The 15,515-nt window shown below is 68.9% G+C and carries 12 protein-coding genes and 1 pseudogene; 10 read left to right on the top strand and 3 right to left on the bottom strand.

Features of this window, described 5'->3' with window-relative positions:
* The first annotated feature begins 406 nt into the window (after positions 1-406).
* The 8 genes from IEZ21_RS31890 (at position 407) to IEZ21_RS31855 (ending at position 11,559) form a co-directional block, all read left to right on the top strand.
* Positions 407-1,042 carry a hypothetical protein gene (locus IEZ21_RS31890; protein ID WP_246568339.1) on the top strand — a complete coding sequence of 212 codons (636 nt, stop codon included), beginning with the start codon at positions 407-409 and terminating at the stop codon, positions 1,040-1,042.
* Positions 1,039-1,695 (top strand): hypothetical protein, encoded by a 657-nt coding sequence (locus IEZ21_RS31885; protein ID WP_189325322.1) that lies wholly within the window; start codon positions 1,039-1,041, stop codon positions 1,693-1,695. The genes IEZ21_RS31890 and IEZ21_RS31885 overlap by 4 nt, the downstream gene beginning before the upstream one ends.
* Entirely contained in the window at positions 1,695-3,434 is a 1,740-nt protein-coding gene (locus IEZ21_RS31880; RefSeq protein WP_189325321.1) for a putative T7SS-secreted protein, read from the top strand. Before IEZ21_RS31885 ends, IEZ21_RS31880 begins: the two co-directional genes overlap by 1 nt.
* Positions 3,434-3,730, top strand: coding sequence for a YrhB domain-containing protein (locus IEZ21_RS31875; RefSeq protein ID WP_189325320.1), 297 nt, complete (start codon positions 3,434-3,436; stop codon positions 3,728-3,730). The genes IEZ21_RS31880 and IEZ21_RS31875 overlap by 1 nt, the downstream gene beginning before the upstream one ends.
* 129 nt (positions 3,731-3,859) lie before the next feature.
* Positions 3,860-5,035, top strand: a complete 1,176-nt coding sequence (locus tag IEZ21_RS31870) for a YrhB domain-containing protein (RefSeq protein ID WP_189325319.1) — start codon at positions 3,860-3,862, stop codon at positions 5,033-5,035.
* Between the two features lie 143 nt (positions 5,036-5,178).
* The gene (locus IEZ21_RS31865) at positions 5,179-6,915 is read left to right on the top strand and encodes a histidine kinase (RefSeq protein WP_189325318.1); all 1,737 of its coding nucleotides are present in this window, start codon (positions 5,179-5,181) and stop codon (positions 6,913-6,915) included.
* A gap of 84 nt (positions 6,916-6,999) precedes the next feature.
* On the top strand, positions 7,000-8,661 hold the full coding sequence (locus IEZ21_RS31860; protein ID WP_189325317.1) for an RNA ligase family protein: 1,662 nt from the start codon (positions 7,000-7,002) through the stop codon (positions 8,659-8,661).
* Between the two features lie 3 nt (positions 8,662-8,664).
* The gene (locus tag IEZ21_RS31855) at positions 8,665-11,559 is read left to right on the top strand and encodes a poly(A) polymerase (protein WP_189325316.1); all 2,895 of its coding nucleotides are present in this window, start codon (positions 8,665-8,667) and stop codon (positions 11,557-11,559) included.
* A gap of 8 nt (positions 11,560-11,567) precedes the next feature.
* Here IEZ21_RS31855 and IEZ21_RS31850 read toward each other — a convergent pair whose 3' ends face one another.
* Together IEZ21_RS31850 and IEZ21_RS31845 are read right to left on the bottom strand one after the other, a co-directional pair.
* Entirely contained in the window at positions 11,568-11,819 is a 252-nt protein-coding gene (locus IEZ21_RS31850; RefSeq protein ID WP_189325315.1) for a DUF397 domain-containing protein, read from the bottom strand.
* Positions 11,816-12,663: pseudogene (locus IEZ21_RS31845) on the bottom strand (helix-turn-helix domain-containing protein). The gene IEZ21_RS31850 and the pseudogene IEZ21_RS31845 overlap by 4 nt, the downstream one beginning before the upstream one ends.
* Positions 12,664-12,803: 140 nt before the next feature.
* On the opposite strand from IEZ21_RS31845, the gene IEZ21_RS31840 reads away from it, so the two are divergent.
* Complete coding sequence (locus IEZ21_RS31840) at positions 12,804-13,259, top strand: ATP-binding protein (protein ID WP_189325314.1); 456 nt, start codon at positions 12,804-12,806, stop codon at positions 13,257-13,259.
* 67 nt (positions 13,260-13,326) lie between these two features.
* Positions 13,327-14,136, top strand: coding sequence for an NshR/TsnR family 23S rRNA methyltransferase (gene nshR, locus IEZ21_RS31835; RefSeq protein ID WP_189325313.1), 810 nt, complete (start codon positions 13,327-13,329; stop codon positions 14,134-14,136).
* Between the two features lie 173 nt (positions 14,137-14,309).
* Here nshR and tuf read toward each other — a convergent pair whose 3' ends face one another.
* Positions 14,310-15,503, bottom strand: coding sequence for an elongation factor Tu (gene tuf, locus IEZ21_RS31830; protein WP_033319627.1), 1,194 nt, complete (start codon positions 15,501-15,503; stop codon positions 14,310-14,312).
* Positions 15,504-15,515 lie beyond the last annotated feature (12 nt).

Raw genomic sequence — 15,515 nt, 5'->3', positions numbered from 1 at the left:
GAGACACCCACCGGGCGCCTGGCCGGTACCCCGCTGACACTTCCCGGAAGATTCCCGTACGTCCGCCTCAGCGCTGCCCTGAGAGGCAGTTGAGACGACGAGTACTGTGGGACTCGCTTCCGGTCCTCCCGGCGGGAGGCGCGCAGCATCGGCACTCAACCGAGCAACCCGGACAGTCTGCCATACGGGCCACTGCGCTGGCCAATCGAGCCGTAGAGGGTACCCGGGCGGTGACGTGGGTCAAACCAAGGGCGCGCGCCCCAGGTACACATCCGAAGAGGGTGTGCCCGCCATCGCCGTCCGCGCGACGCGGCAGATGAACGTGATGTGCACACGAGATGGATGCGATGTGCGTGTGCACAGAGGCAAGTGGATCACCTGATAACCCCTGTGTCAGGCTTGCGCCATGACTGATTTCGGGGGCAGCCAGGGCTCGCGAAGGCAGCGGCGGTCGCGTCTCGCCGACTACGCGGACATGGCCGGCCCACCACGGTCGGCAGACACGGCCGGGGGACGGCCGCAGGCAGCGGCCCTGTCACCAACCGCTTCGCCGACGTCGCCTGTTGCCCCTGGGCCGAACGCTGAAGCACAGGTCTCCACGGCCCCGACCGAGGCCGGCATCCGCGAGGTGTCCGACGAGGAGATTGCCGCACGGCTCCGCGAGTTCACTGCCGCACTGGAGACGTTCCGTGACACCGCGGTGCTCGTCCCGCTCCGGGGTGACGGCTGGCTGACGGCCGACACCTCAGGCGTGCGGTGGTTTCTTGCTTTCTCCGACGAGACGGCACTGGCCCGGTACGCGCTGGCCCGCGGCGAGGGCGGCGAGGAGTGGCCGTACGAGACGGTGCTCGGCGCGCGGCTGCTCGACACGGCGGTGCCGGAGGTCGGGGTGCCGTGCGGCGTGGCACTGGACGCGGCCGACGGCCCCGAGTACGCGGTGCTCTTCCCGCCCGTGGCCGGGATCGTGCCCGACGCATTCGCGGTGGACAGGGGCTTCACGGGTCGTGCGGACGTGGCCGACGAGGAGGGGTCGGAGCGGTGAGCGCGGATGGCAGGGATCTGGACACCCGAGGTCTGGACGAGATCGCCAAAGGGCTGACCCTGGCTCTGGGCGAGCTGAAGGAACTCGGCATGGTCGGCGAGGCCGGTGCGGGCCGCGGGTTCGGCGACCTCGCCTTGTCGGGCCTCGACGTGGGGCACGAGGGCCTGACGAGCACGTTCTCCTCGTTCTGTGAACGGTGGGAGTGGGGCGTGCGCTCGCTCATCAACGAGGGCAACGCGTTCGCCGTGAAGACAGGCTTGGCGGCAGGTACGTACTACGAGACCGACCAGTACGTCCAGGGATCGATGAAGGTCGCAGTGAACGCGGGCATGGGCAACCCGTACGCGTCCGAGGAAGAGATCACCGGGCAGAGCTGGGGCGGGGTCTTGTCGAGCAACGCCTACACGCACATCCGGGACGCGGACTACAGCAAGGAGTCCTTCGACGAGGCCCGGGAGAACAGCGTGCAGGGCTGGAAGGACGCCGGCCGCGATGTGATGACCTCGCGCATCGTCGGCCCGATGGGGCTCAACCCCGAGAACCTGCGTGAGACCTACGGAGTGTCCGACGCCGAGTACGACCGGATGCTCGACGACACCTTCGGCCCCTCTCCCGAGGAACGAGCCCGGCAGCAGGGCGGAGACGCCGGCTGATGGGGGTCTTCGGCGACATCGGCGGTGGCATCAAGGACGGCCTCAACGACGGCCTGGGCGCGCTGGAAGACGGCGTAGACGCGGGCAAGAGAGTGCTCGGCGAGGGCGTCGACTGGGGGACCGACAGAGTCGGCGAGGGCCTCGACAGGGCCGGCCTGCACGACGCCGCCGACGCCGTGGAGGACTGGGGTGACGGCGTCGCCTCCGATCTCGGCGCCACGCCCGGCGAACAGCAGCTCGGCCAGACCGAGCAGGCCAACGAGCTCATTCACGGCAAACCCGACGTGATCCGTGCGAGCGCCGGGCACCTCAAGGACTTCAGCGCCGCCTTCGACAAGGTCGGCTCGGGACTGAAGAAGGTGGACTCCTCCGGCTGGCGGGGCGAAGGCGGAAACACCTTCCGCGAGAAGTTCGGCGTGCACCCCACGAAATGGCTGCACGCAGCCGACGCCTGCGAGACGGCCGCCGACGCCCTGGAGGCCTATGCGGACACCGTGCGGTGGGCGCAGGGTCAGGCCCGTGACGCCATCGAGCTGTACAAACAGGGCAAGCGCGCATCCGAGGACGCCATCGGGGCGTACAACGCGCGCGTCGACGCCTACAACGCCAAGGTCAAGGCGGACCAGGACCCGGGACCCAGGCCCGAGCCTTTCCGCGACCCGGGCGATGCCGACATCAGGGCGGCGCAGGAAAAGCTCGCCGAGGCCCGCAAACAACGGAACAGCGCCGCCTTACACGCCCAGGACAAGGTCAAGGAGGCGCTGACTCACGCCCCCGCAGAGCCGCCACCGCTCGACCGCCTCGGCAACAACATCACAGACGGCTACCAGGCGGTCAACACCGAGCTCACCCATCTCGTGGGCGGTGCCATCAAGGGCACGGCCGGACTGCTCAACTTCGTCCGCGGCCTCAACCCCATGGACGTGTACAACCTGACCCACCCTGCCGAGTACATGCAGAACGTCTCCATGACGCTCTCCGGCCTGGTCTCCACCGCCTCCCACCCCGAGCGGGCGGCCAAGGCCGCCGTGGACGGGTTCAAGAAGGACCCTTCCGAGTTCGTCGGCCGCCTCATCCCCGAACTCATCGGCACGAAGGGCGCGGGGCTGGGGCGTACGGCGCTGCGGACCGGGCTCAAGGAAGGGCTGGAGAGCAGTGCGGCCCACGGACTCAAACACGGTGACGAACTCGCCGACGCGCAGAAGGCCGCCCAGGCCGGGGACGCCCCGAAGGACTGGAGCGATCTCGCCCGCAATACGGATCACACGTCGGAGAAGGCCATTCACGCCGACTCCGTGGACCCGAAGGTGGCGGAGGAGTTCGTCGACGACCAGTTCCCGTGGTTGAAGGATGTCAACAACCGCTGGGAGGACGGGTACACGCAGAACTGTGCGTACACCACGATCTCGACCGCTCGCCGGATGGAGGGCATCGAGGTCAGCGCGGCGCCCAGGGAAGGCCCGGGCCATCTCCCGCTGGAGCCGTTCAAGCTCGTGGACGATGCGCAACCCTGGCAGAAAGTCGACAACTACGATGACATCATTCGCGATCTTCAGAATCGAGGTGAGGGCGCGAAGAGCGCCGTCTTCATCGGCCGAGGAAACTCTGGGCACTTCTTCAACGCGGTGAACACGGAACACGGAGTGGTCTTCCTCGATGGCCAGACCGGAATGCTGGGCCAGCTGGAGAAGAACGTGGTGGACATCCGACACGTCCCGTACGAAAAGATGGTCGAGTGATGCTGAGTAAAGAAGAGGCCCTGGACTTTGCGGCCGCGCTCCTCAGGAGGGTGTATCCCGAGAAGACGGATTCCTTGGTCATGGTCCCGGAGAAGTGCGTCGAATACGCCTACGGCTGGGCGATCGCGTTCGACTGGAAAGAGCACATCGAGACGGGCGACTGGCTTCTGTCACCGATCACCAGCGTGGTCATCGTTCCGCATGACGGGGGAAAGGCCCACTTCCCCCCGAGTGTCCTTCCCGTGGACGACTACATGCACCGTCGCGCTTCCGGCGACTGGCCCCCCAAGGAGTAGGCAGCCGTGACGAGCCCTGACACCCGAGCGGCAACGTGGCTGAAGGAAACGTACCGGGGCCTGGTCGAACTATCCGTCCCCCAGCCGGTTCACGAGACCTCCGCCGCCTGGATGTTCTCCTGTCGGACCATGACCCAACCGGGCTACCCGGCCACGCCCATGCTCGCGGCCTCGGTCGTCGTCCCGAAGGACGGGAGCTCCCCCTTCCACCCGTCGGCCAGCGACCCCCTCGCGGACCTCGAGCCGGCCGACCCACATAAGGCAGCCAGCAGGGTCGCCAACCAGGCACGGAGAATCAATGCACGCGGTTGCCTGGTGGCCGTGAACTCCGCGATCGACCACGCCCCATCGGTCCCGTTGCCCTGGCAGCCATCCGACGAGGCACCCGGCTGGTGGGCCAGACTGACGCAGCGCTATTTCCCGTCGTTCCAGCACGTTGCCGTCAGCGACTGGGATTCCGTGATCAGGGCCATGGCCGAGCCGGGTCCGGACACCCGAGGCGTGGTCTGGGTGCGTCGCGAGCTGGGTGGGGCGGAGGCGACCGGGAACCTGCTGTACGCACACAACAACAAGGGCCAGGTTGTCTTCCTGGACGGCGTGACCTCGTCCCTCGCCAGGCTCGACACGAACCTGGTGCGCGAGCTGATCTTCATGCGGTCATCGCCCGAGGCACACTTGCCGCCGCGGCAACCGTGGGAACGGGAGGCGCGCGATTTCGCGTCCGCGGTGGCCAAGGCCCGCCTCTGGCTCGACGACGCGTACCACGGACAGGTCGACCTGGCAGCGCCGACAGACCTGGACGAGACCCGGCGCGGCTGGGTCTTCTCCTGCAACACCAAACGGTTCCTGAGTGACGGCCACTGGCAGGACGCCCTCCTCGATGCCACCCTCGTCGTCCCCAAGGACGACACCGCGCCGTTCGGTTTGCCCAACTCGGACCCCTGGGCCTGGCTGGCCCGCTGGGACGCGGGCGAGAACCCCGGCTCGGCGAGCCTACCCGCGCCGCCCCAGCCGGGCCGCGCCGCCTGGTTCGAACCGACGCTCTCGGAGCTGGGCCCGGTCCTCTCTGCCTCCGAGCACGAAGAATGGCCGAGCGCGCTCGAAGCCCTGTCGGCCCTGCCCGCCGAAGCGCGGGCGCTCGTCTGGGTGCGCCGTACGGACGGCCAGTCGCGAGAAGCCGTGGGGTGGTTGGTGAACGCGCGCAAGATCGCTGGCGGCGTGATGCTGGTCGACGGTGCCACCGGCTCCCCCGCGTCCCTGGATCCGACGGGTGTGCGTCGGCTGCACGTGATCCAGTACCGCTGAGACCTTTACGAGCTTGCGCATGCTGACCCGAGAACAGCGCGAACAGGCCACCGCCTACCTGAAGCCCCAGGCGTTACTCGGACCGCTCAGCCTCCGTCGCGATACTCCCCGACACGGCCGTCGACTCCGCCTACGGCTGGACCGTGCGCGCGAAGGGCTCGTCGGCAAAGGACCGAGCCCTGCACGGCAAGAACGGGCGGGGACAGGTGCATGCCTTCGCCCTGGGCAGCCAGGTGCGCTGGACGAGCGTCAACGAGGCCGCGGAAGGCCGACAGCAGCTGGTGATCGAGGCGGACCGACACTCGATGGACGAGTTCGAGATCGGCGATCCGGAACCCGTCGCCGACCTCACTGGCACACTCTTCGAGGCATTCGGCGGCGATGAGCTGGACATGCTCGGTGAATGCCGTGCCAGGTCTTCGCTTACTACGGCTTTCGCCACGTACCTGGAAAGATATCCGGACGTGCGTATCGAGTACGACGGCCAGGAACTCGACCCGGCGGCAGAGCAGTTGCACGTACGCGACTACGTGCTGCCCTCTCCCTCCGGCTGGACCGGCGAGCCCGCCCGGCTGAAGGTCGTCGAATGGCGCCGCCCCGTCCCACGGGCGCTCTTCCTCTGCGACGGCGAGGGCATGTCCCGAGCCCAGTTGAAGCCCGGCATCCAAGCCCCGGGCTTTGAGTTCACGGCGCATCTGAGCTGGGCCGGTTTCGACGACGTCGACTCCGAGGATCTCGCCTTCACCGACTGGGCGCCGGACGGGCCGCCGGCCGACGTGCTCGCGGCAGCACGCGGCCAGCTCCGGTCGCACTTCCGGAGTCGCGTGGACGACAGGCGACGGGAGCAGGTCACCGAGTGGCGGCAGGAGGGCATCTACCCGTACGCGGGCGACCCGGCCGACGAAAAGGAGCGTGCCGAACGCGAGACCTTCGACGCGGTGGCCACCACGGTGTTCCGGCACCTTCCCGAGTCTCAGGGCACCCGCAGGACCACCTTCGCGCTCCTCCGGTCCGTACTGGCGCACGAGCCCTCGGACGTGCTGCGCATCGCGGACGAGTTGTTCACGCTCTCCAAGAATGAGCGCGAGGAACTGAACCGGCTCCTGAAACGCACCACGCTCTCAGCGTTGATCAAGGCGTCGACAGCGGCAGCCGACCGTATCGACTTCCTCACCGCTTTGGAGCACCTCGTTTTCGCCCCGGAAACCAAGCAACGGGTCACGGAGCGGGACGAGTTGCACCGCGTCCTGGAAGACCAGTGCTGGGTGTTCGGCGAGGAGTACGCGCTCCACGTCAGCGACCGCAGTCTGAACGCGGTGCTCACACAGCACTGCCGACTGCTCGGACGGGACACACCCACGCCGGAACCGGTTCTCCGCGAGGACGGTCGACGCGGCAGGGTCGACCTCATGCTGTCCCGGGCCGCGCGGCACAGGAAGGGCGAGCGGCACCATCTGGTCGTCGAACTGAAGCGTCCGGGCATCGTCCTCGGTATGGCTGAGTTCGGCCAGATCAGCAGCTACGCGGAAGCCGTCATGTCCGACGACCGCTTCCGGGATCCGGCCGTGACATGGGACTTCTGGCTCGTCGGCAATGCCATGGACAAGGCGCTCCAGCAGATGGCCCACCAGGTGGACCGAATTCCGGGGTGCGCCGTCTCCACACCGCGCTTCCGGATCATGGTGAAGACCTGGGGAGAGATCATCGAGGACTGTCAGGAGCGCCTGCGTTTCCACAGCGCACAGCTGGAGTACCAGTCCTCCACCGAGCACGCCATGGACTACCTGGTCCGCAACCACGGCGACGCCGTGGCGGAGCTCGTCGCCGACGGCACGATCCCCACCGCGCGCAGCTGCGGCACGGAGAGCGTCACTCCGTAACCGCCGCTAATCCGCTCGCTCACCCCTCCCCCGCGCTCCTACGCTGATCAAGTACGTCGGCTGCCACGGGGGAGGGGGTTCACCATGCGTACGCACTACCCACGGACCCGGCATCTGCCCTGGTCGCCCGGCGCCACCGCGGACGACCTCCGGGTCACGGACCTGTCGGGTCTGCGGGGACGCGAGGTCGTCGTCACCGAGAAGCTCGACGGCGAGAACACCACGCTGTACGCCGACGGCCTGCACGCCCGCTCGCTCGACTCGGCCCACCACCCCTCCCGGGCCTGGGTCAAGGCGCTCCAGGGGCGCGTCGGTCATGCCGTCCCCGAGGGCTGGCGCGTGTGCGGGGAGAACATGTACGCCCGGCATTCGATCGCGTACGAGGACCTGGAGAGCTGGTTCTACGGCTTCTCGGTGTGGGACGCGGACGGCCGCTGCCTGGACTGGGACCGGACGGTCACGTATCTGCGCGGGCTCGGCGTTCCCGTGCCGCGCGTGCTGTGGCGGGGCGTTTTCGACGAGCGCGCACTGCGGGCGCTGCGGCTGGATCCCGTGCGGCAGGAGGGATACGTCGTCCGGGCCGTCGACGCCTTCGGCGCGCAGGAGTTCGGGCAGCGGGTCGCCAAGTGGGTGCGGGCCGGGCATGTGCGGACGGACACGCACTGGATGCACGCGGCCGTCGTGGAGAACGGGCTCGGGGCGAGGGCCGCCCTGTGGGCAGTGCGTTCGGGAGCGGCCGTCGACGTGGATGCCCTGATGCGTGCGGTGGGGCTGGCCGGCGAGGGGGATCCCGAGGCCGTCGCCCGACTCGATCCGGCGGGGCGGTCCGGGGACGACCGGCTCGCGGGCGTACTGGCCGCGCTGCTGCACGGAAGCCGACGGGCACGGATCGCCGCCAAGATCGCCGCGGCGGCGGACATGCCGCTCGCACGCCGGGTCGCGGACCTCGTCGGACTGCACCCTGCGCTGCACCGGCCGTATCCGGACGAGGACCGGCGGGCCGGCCTGGTGCGGCTGTCGTACGCCGCCGATCTCGGTCTCCTGCACGCGGTCGCCCGGGCCACGGCGGACACGGACGAGGCACGCGAGCAGGTGGAGTGGTCGGCACTGCACGCCGAGGACATCGACGGCCTGGACGAACGCGGGCTGCGGGAGGCCTTCGCCGGCCTGCCGGACGACGCGGCCGTCCGCTGCCGGGCCGAGGCACGCGAGGCGTACGCGCAGGGACGGATCCACGGTCTCGACGAGGCGGTCGCCGCCACGTGGCGCTGGCGCTCCGGCGCCTTCCCCAAGCTGATCCAGACGGTCGGCCCCGCAGGCAGCGGCAAGAGCACCTTCGCCCGAGGGCTCCCCGGCGTGGACGCGTACATCTCCCTGGACGACCTGCGCGAGGCCCGCGGTGCACGCGCCGACCAGCGGGCGAACGCGGACATCCTGCGCGAGGGTCTCGACCGCCTGGACACCGCCCTGGCTGCCGGAGGGACCGTGGTGTGGGACGCCACGTCCCTCAACAGACAGCAGCGCTCGCTCGTCCACGCGATCGCCCACCGCCGCGACGCCCTGCTCACCCACGCCGTGGCCCTGGTCGACGAGGACGAGCTGACACGGCGCAACGCCCGCCGCGAGCACCCGGTGCCGCCCGAGGTGCTCACCGCCCAGCTGCGCCGCTTCGGCCCGCCGTACGCGGGCGACGCGCACCGCACCTGGTACATCGGGGCGAGCGGGAACGTCGAAGAGGAGATCTGACCGATGCGCACGAGCGAGGAGATCTATCACCGGGTGCGCTGGGACGCGCGCTTCGACCCGGCCCGCTTCGTGCTGGGCATCCTGCAGCGCGGCGCCGACCCCAAACGCGTTCCGCTGCCCGCCTTCGTGCCCGGCGGGGAGATCCCGTGGCACCGGGTGCTGTTCTTCGAGGCCGACGGCGAGGTGGTGTGGGACCGGACCACGGGCGTGGACCGGATCGATGCGACGGAGGCCGGGCGGGTGCGGGAGGCGCGGCGGCTCCGGGCGCCGTTCTTCGAGGCCCGTACGCCGTACGCCTGGGACGGCGACGACTGGCGGCCCGCTCGCCCGCCCCACGGGACCGCGCCCGCCCACGGCGCTGTGCGGGTCCTGACCTGGAACACCCTCTGGGACCGGTACGACGCCGACCTGATCGACAGCGCCCGGCGCAGACCGCTGCTCCTGCGGGCCCTGCACGACGCCGACGTGGACGTGATCGCGCTGCAGGAGGTTGAGGCGGAGCTGCTGGCCATGCTGCTGCGGGAGCCGTGGGTCCGGGCGGACTGGACGCTGGCCACGGACCCCCGGGCGCGGGACGTGGACGAGTGCGGTCTGCTGCTGCTGAGCCGGCTGCCGGTCCGCGAGGCCGCACACCACGAGCTGGGGCCGCACAAGGCGGTGACCGCGGTGGTCGTGGAGACGGGAGTACGACCCCTCGTCGTCGCCGCGACCCACCTCAGCAGCGACCACTCCGAGAACGGTGCGGGCAGACGCGAGGCCGAACTCGCCCGTATCGCCGACGGGTTGGCGGCCCTGGAGGACGACCTTGTCCTGATGGGCGACTTCAACGACGGCGGGAACACACCACAGCTGACACTGGGCCTGCGGGACACGTGGAGCGAGGCGCACGGTGCCGACGACCGGACGCCGACGTTCGACCCGGGCGCCAACCCGCTGGCCGCGGTCTCCTCCCTGACCGGCCGGGCCTCCCGGCTGGACCGGGTGCTGCTGCGCGCGGAGGGCATGCGCGTACGGCGTGCCGAGCTGTACGGCGACACTCCCTCGGCCGACGGCCTCCACATCTCCGATCACTACGGGGTGCGGGTCGAGTTGACGGCGGGCTCGACGGACTCGGCTGAGACGGGGGCGTACGACGTCGTCGACGCGCGGCCGACTCCCCGTACGGCCCTGGCGTGGGTCCCGCCCCAGGAGCTATGGCCGCCCCTCCAGGACATCCGCCGGAACCACGACCCGCAGATCCACCGCTGGCCCCCACACGTGAACGTCCTCTTCGGCTTCGCACCGGAACACGCCTTCGAGCAGGCGGCATCCGTGCTCGCGGCGGCCAGGACGGCTCCCTTCGACGCCCGGCTGGAGGGCGTGCAGTGGTTCGGCCACCGGGACTACGCGACGGTGTGGCTCGACCCGGCGGCGGCCGACGAGGAGCCATGGGCCGAACTGCACCGCACCCTCGTACGCCACTTCCCCCACTGCCGCGGCCGCCACGCGGGCTTCACCCCGCACCTGAGCCTGGGCCGCACCACCGACCCGAACACCCTGGCCGCCGCCTGCGAGGCCCGGCTCACCCCCATGCCGGTCCGGATCGGCGAGCTGGCGCTGCTGTCGCGGCGCGGGGACGAGCCGATGCGGTTGCGGGGGACGGTGACCTTGGGCACGGGAGAGGTGCGGTGGGCGGAGGAGGCCCCGCACCACGGGTACGAGGCTGCCGAGCACTACGGGTACGACGCCGGCGACACGGGTGTGGACTACGAGTACGGGGACGGGTATGCCGCCGCCGACATGGACGTGCCCGACACCGCCGTGGCAGACACCGCTGTGGCCGACCGCATCACCCATCGCATCGCGCAGGCCCTCCCCGGCGGCGTCGTACACGTCGTCGGCTCCCGGCGCATGGGCTGCGCGCTGCCGGGTGCGGACCTGGACCTGGTGGCGGCGCTCCCCGGCACGATCGAACTCGCCGCCGTACAGGCGGAGTTGACCGAGGCCTTGCCCGAGGCGAGCGACGTACGCGAGGTGGTCGGGGCGCGCGTACCCGGCCTGCGGTTGTGGCTGGACGGGCTGAACGTGGACGTGGTCGTCGTGGTCACCGGCTCGATGGACCCCACAGAGGCGGTGAACCGCCGGGCCGAACTGGGCGAGGCGGCGGCGATCGCACTCAGCGCGGTGAGCGACGCCGACGCGGTGCTCGCGGCGGCGGGCGCCCATGGGCCCGCCTTCGCCCGGCTGGCCAGGCAGGTCAAGGCATGGGCGAAGGCACGCGGCCTGGATTCGGCACCGTTCGGCGGGCTGCCGGGCCTGGCCTGGTCCGTCCTGGCGGCCCGTACCGCGAGCGAGGCCGGCGACCTGCCCCCGGCCGATCTCCTACGGCACTTCTTCGCGACGTGGGCCGCCTGGGACTGGCGCACCCCAGTGGGCGAACCGGGCGAAGGGGATCGTCAGGCCCTCCCCCTCACGATCACCACGCTGTCCGATCCGGTCCGCCCCTGCACGGACCAGGTCACGGCGGGCATGCGAGACCTCATCACCCAAGAGCTGTTCCGCGCCTGGGAGTTGCTGGACGCGACCACGGACCCGTTCCCGTGGCCCGAACTGCTGTCCCCTCCCCCGCTGCACCGCCGCCACGCGGCCTGGGCGGTCGTGACGGTGGGCCCCGGCGCTGACGAGGGCCGGGTACGGGGCAGGATGCGGGCCCTGCTGACCGACCTGTCGGACGCAGCTCCGGCTGCCCATGCCTGGCCCCGGGCCTTCACCAGGGGCCCTCTCCGCTACGCCATTGGGCTGGGCCCCAACCCACCGGTTTCGGGTCACCTCGCGGCGATCGCAGAACACCGACTGCGCGGCCTGACCGGGGTCACACTGACGAGAGTTGAGGGCGGCGAGATCCCAACCTTGTACTGATCGGGGTGTCAGCTCTCGGACGCGTACGAGATGAAATCGGCCCAGGCGGAAGGAGGAAAGGTGAGGCAGGGGCCGGTGGTGTTCTTGGAGTCGCGGACGTGGATGGTGGTGGAGGTGGGGGCTATTTCGACGCAGTCGTTGATGTCGCTGCTGTCGCTGTAGCTGCTCTTGAACCAGTCGAGGGCCACTTCGACGCAGTCGTTGGGATCGCTGCTGCTGCTGTAGCTGCTCTTGAACCAGTGGAGTTCCGTGGCGCTCATAGTTCTCCCAGCGCTCGCTCGATGAAGACCAGCGACTCCCCCGGGGTGAGAGCCTGCGCCCGGATCATGCCATAGCGCAGTTCAAGGATACGAAGATCCCTCGGGTTTGAGACCGGGCGGCCATTGAACGCGCCATCGGAACGCCCGACCCCCGTGCCGTCGGCGAACTTCAGCACCTCGATCAGGCCCTCCATGCCAGCGTGCCCCTCACGGCAAGTCGGCATGACATGAAGCGTGACGTTCCGCAACTGCCCTACCTCCAGCAGGTGTTCGAACTGTCGGCGCAGCACCGTCTTCCCACCGATGGGGCGTTCCAACGTCACCTGTTCCTGGACGAAGCTGAGCGTCGGGGCAGGGTCCCGCTCGAAGATCATCTTTCGGTCCATGCGCCCCGCGGTCGCCCGTTCCACCACGTCCTGGGAGAGCGCCGGTTGCCGAGTCTCGAACAATGCCCGCGCGTACTCGGGCGTCTGCAACAGACCATGGATGTTGTGGTTGCTGTAGAGCAGCACTTCCACCGCCCGGTCCTCCAACTCCTTCAGCTCGCGCACCCTCTTGGGATACCGAGCCTTCCGCATGTCCTCCTTGAACGCCTTCAGATGCCCACCCGCGTTCAGCACCTCATCCGCCCGGTCCAAGAACTCCGGCCGAGGAATCCGCGCCCCCGCTCGATCTTCCGAATCATGTCCTCGCCGTACCCCATGGCTTCGGCGAAGTCGGCCACCCGCATCCCGGCCGCCTCGCGGCAGAGCCGCACCAGCCGCCCCACGGCCTCCACCAACGGCGCGCTCTCGTCCCCCGGTTCGAGGTCCCAGCCCGCCTCGTCCACACCCTCGCTACTCATGCCCACCCACCTCCAACGCCCACCCGTACCCGTACGACACCCAAGACAGCCGAGACAGAACAAGACAACGGAGGGACAGTCCCGGTACGCACAGGCGTCATCGCAGCTCAGCGTAGGCAACCTCCGGCACGCTGAGTCACATGAACGCCGAAACCGCTCAAGCCGCCCAAGTCCCCGCCACCGCACGCCGGTTCGCCGTGCAGCTCTCCTCAACTCGGCGCGGCGCCCGCCTGGCCCGACTGCTCGCCACCGAGCAACTCCGTTCCTGGGGGCTGCCGTTCGAGAAGGCGGCGCACGTCGTCGGGGAGTTGGCCGCCAACGCCGTGACGCATGGACGCGTACCGAGAAGGGACTTCCACCTCCGCCTGACGGCAACTGACGACCTCGTACGCATCGAGGTGACCGACACACGCGGAGACCGACCGCTTCCCGACCCTCAACAACCCTCCCCCGAGGCCGAGTCCGGCCGTGGGCTCCTCCTCGTCGAGGCCCTGGCCGACCGCTGGGGCGTCACACCCGACCTGCCTCCGCGCAAAACGGTCTGGGCCGAGCTGACGATCACGCCACCCGGACCGCGGCCCGTCCCGCCCCTGTGAACGGCGCAACGGCGCCCGCGCTTTCTCGGCGAAATTCGCCGTTACACAGCGCTGTTAGGATCGGCACATGAACGAGCTGGCCACCATCACTTCCCTTTCCGATCCCGCGATGCAGCGAATTCTCGACGTCACCAAGCCGTCGAGATCCAGCATCAAGACGGTATTGATCGAGGACACCGAACCCCTCATGCAATGCCTGGCAGCGGGGGTGGAATTCATCGAGGTGTACGGCAGCGACAGCATTCCGTTCTCTCCCGAACTGCTCGACCTGTGCCGGCAGCGAAATGTGCCGGTCCGCCTCGTTGAATCGTCGGTCGTCAATCAGCTGTTCAAAGGGGAGCGAAAGGCCAAGACCTTCGGTATCGCACGCGTCCCCCGGCCGGCGCGGTTCAGTGACATCGCGGAGCGCGGCGGAGACGTCGTCGTTCTCGACGGCGTGAAGATCGTCGGGAACATCGGCGCGATCGTCCGGACCTCCCTCGCGATGGGGGCCTCGGGAATCGTCCTGGTCGACAGCGATCTCGCCACCATCGCCGACCGGCGCCTGCTGAGGGCCAGCCGGGGCTACGTCTTCTCCCTCCCCGTCGTTCTCGCCAGTCGCGAGGAAGCGGCCGCCTTCGTCCAGGACAGCGGAATGCCGTTGATGGCGTTCGAAGCGGGCGGTGAACTCACCGTCAAGGACCTCGGCGGCAACCAGGACCGGCTGGCCCTGCTGTTCGGCAGCGAGAAGGGCGGCCCTTCCGAATTGTTCAAGAAGACGTCCGCCACAACGGTCTCCATCCCGATGATCGATTCCACCGAGTCCCTCAATGTCTCGGTCTCAGTCGGTATCGCGCTGCACGAGCGCTTCCAAAGGAATATCGCCGTCAGCCGCTGAGCCGGACGTCGGCCGCAGATGCCGACACCAATGCCGATGCCGCGTCAGCGAATGCGACGACTTCTCCAGCCACCCCAGAACAACAACCCCAGAGCACGCAAAAGGGCCCGTACGACCGAAGTCGTACGGGCCCTTTCAGCAGCTCGCTGAGCTACCAGGTCAAGTCAACAAGCTTACTTGTTGATCTTGGTGACCTGGCCGGCGCCCACGGTCCGGCCACCCTCACGGATGGCGAACTTCAGGCCCTCTTCCATGGCGACGGGCTGGATGAGCTCGACCTTCATCTCAGTGTTGTCGCCCGGCATGACCATCTCCGTGCCCTCGGGGAGGGTCACAACACCGGTCACGTCAGTCGTACGGAAGTAGAACTGAGGACGGTAGTTGTTGAAGAACGGCGTGTGACGGCCACCCTCGTCCTTGGACAGGATGTACGCCTGCGCCTCGAACTCGGTGTGCGGGGTGACCGAGCCCGGCTTGATGATGACCTGGCCGCGCTCGACGTCCTCGCGCTTGATGCCACGAAGCAGCAGACCGACGTTCTCACCGGCCTGGCCCTCGTCGAGCAGCTTGCGGAACATCTCGATGCCGGTGACCGTGGTGGTGGTCTTCTCCTGCTTGATGCCCACGATGTCAACGGTCTCGTTGACCTTGAGGACACCGCGCTCGATGCGACCGGTGACGACGGTGCCACGACCGGTGATCGTGAAGACGTCCTCGATCGGCATCAGGAACGGCTTGTCGACGTCACGCTCGGGCTGCGGGATCGCCTCGTCGACGGCCTTCATCAGCTCGAGGACGGAGTTGCCCCACTCCTTGTCGCCCTCGAGAGCCTTGAGCGCCGAGACCTTGACGACCGGCAGGTCGTCGCCCGGGAACTCGTACTCGGAGAGGAGCTCACGAACCTCGAGCTCGACGAGCTCCAGGATCTCCTCGTCGTCCACCATGTCGGCCTTGTTCAGGGCGACGACGATGTAGGGAACGCCGACCTGACGGGCCAGGAGCACGTGCTCCTTGGTCTGCGGCATCGGGCCGTCGGTGGCGGCGACCACGAGGATGGCGCCGTCCATCTGGGCCGCGCCCGTGATCATGTTCTTGATGTAGTCCGCGTGACCGGGGCAGTCGACGTGCGCGTAGTGACGCGTCTCCGTCTGGTACTCGACGTGCGCGATGGAGATGGTGATACCGCGCTGGCGCTCCTCAGGAGCCTTGTCGATCTGGTCGAAGGCCGAGGCCTCGTTCAGGTCCGGGTACGCGTCATGCAGCACCTTGGTAATGGCGGCCGTGAGGGTCGTCTTACCGTGGTCGATGTGACCGATGGTGCCGATGTTGACGTGCGGCTTAGTCCGCTCGAACTTCGCCTTCGCCACTGGGGTCCTCCT

The sequence above is a fragment of the Streptomyces flaveus genome (genome assembly GCF_014647675.1).
In the GTDB taxonomy this organism is placed as follows: domain Bacteria; phylum Actinomycetota; class Actinomycetes; order Streptomycetales; family Streptomycetaceae; genus Streptomyces; species Streptomyces flaveus.
The sequence above is the reverse complement of the archived record's forward strand: the minus strand, read 5'-3'. Positions and strand labels throughout refer to the sequence as shown.

Bases quoted from the DNA above. Each gene is read 5' to 3' on its own strand.
- nshR (WP_189325313.1), top strand. From the start codon at position 13,327: ATGAACGAGCTGGCCACCATCACTTCCCTTTCCGATCCCGCGATGCAG.
- IEZ21_RS31855 (WP_189325316.1), top strand. From the start codon at position 8,665: ATGCGCACGAGCGAGGAGATCTATCACCGGGTGCGCTGGGACGCGCGC.
- IEZ21_RS31860 (WP_189325317.1), top strand. From the start codon at position 7,000: ATGCGTACGCACTACCCACGGACCCGGCATCTGCCCTGGTCGCCCGGC.
- IEZ21_RS31890 (WP_246568339.1), top strand. From the start codon at position 407: ATGACTGATTTCGGGGGCAGCCAGGGCTCGCGAAGGCAGCGGCGGTCG.
- IEZ21_RS31840 (WP_189325314.1), top strand. From the start codon at position 12,804: ATGAACGCCGAAACCGCTCAAGCCGCCCAAGTCCCCGCCACCGCACGC.
- IEZ21_RS31880 (WP_189325321.1), top strand. From the start codon at position 1,695: ATGGGGGTCTTCGGCGACATCGGCGGTGGCATCAAGGACGGCCTCAAC.
- IEZ21_RS31850 (WP_189325315.1), bottom strand. From the start codon at position 11,819: ATGAGCGCCACGGAACTCCACTGGTTCAAGAGCAGCTACAGCAGCAGC.
- IEZ21_RS31870 (WP_189325319.1), top strand. From the start codon at position 3,860: ATGACCCAACCGGGCTACCCGGCCACGCCCATGCTCGCGGCCTCGGTC.
- IEZ21_RS31875 (WP_189325320.1), top strand. From the start codon at position 3,434: ATGCTGAGTAAAGAAGAGGCCCTGGACTTTGCGGCCGCGCTCCTCAGG.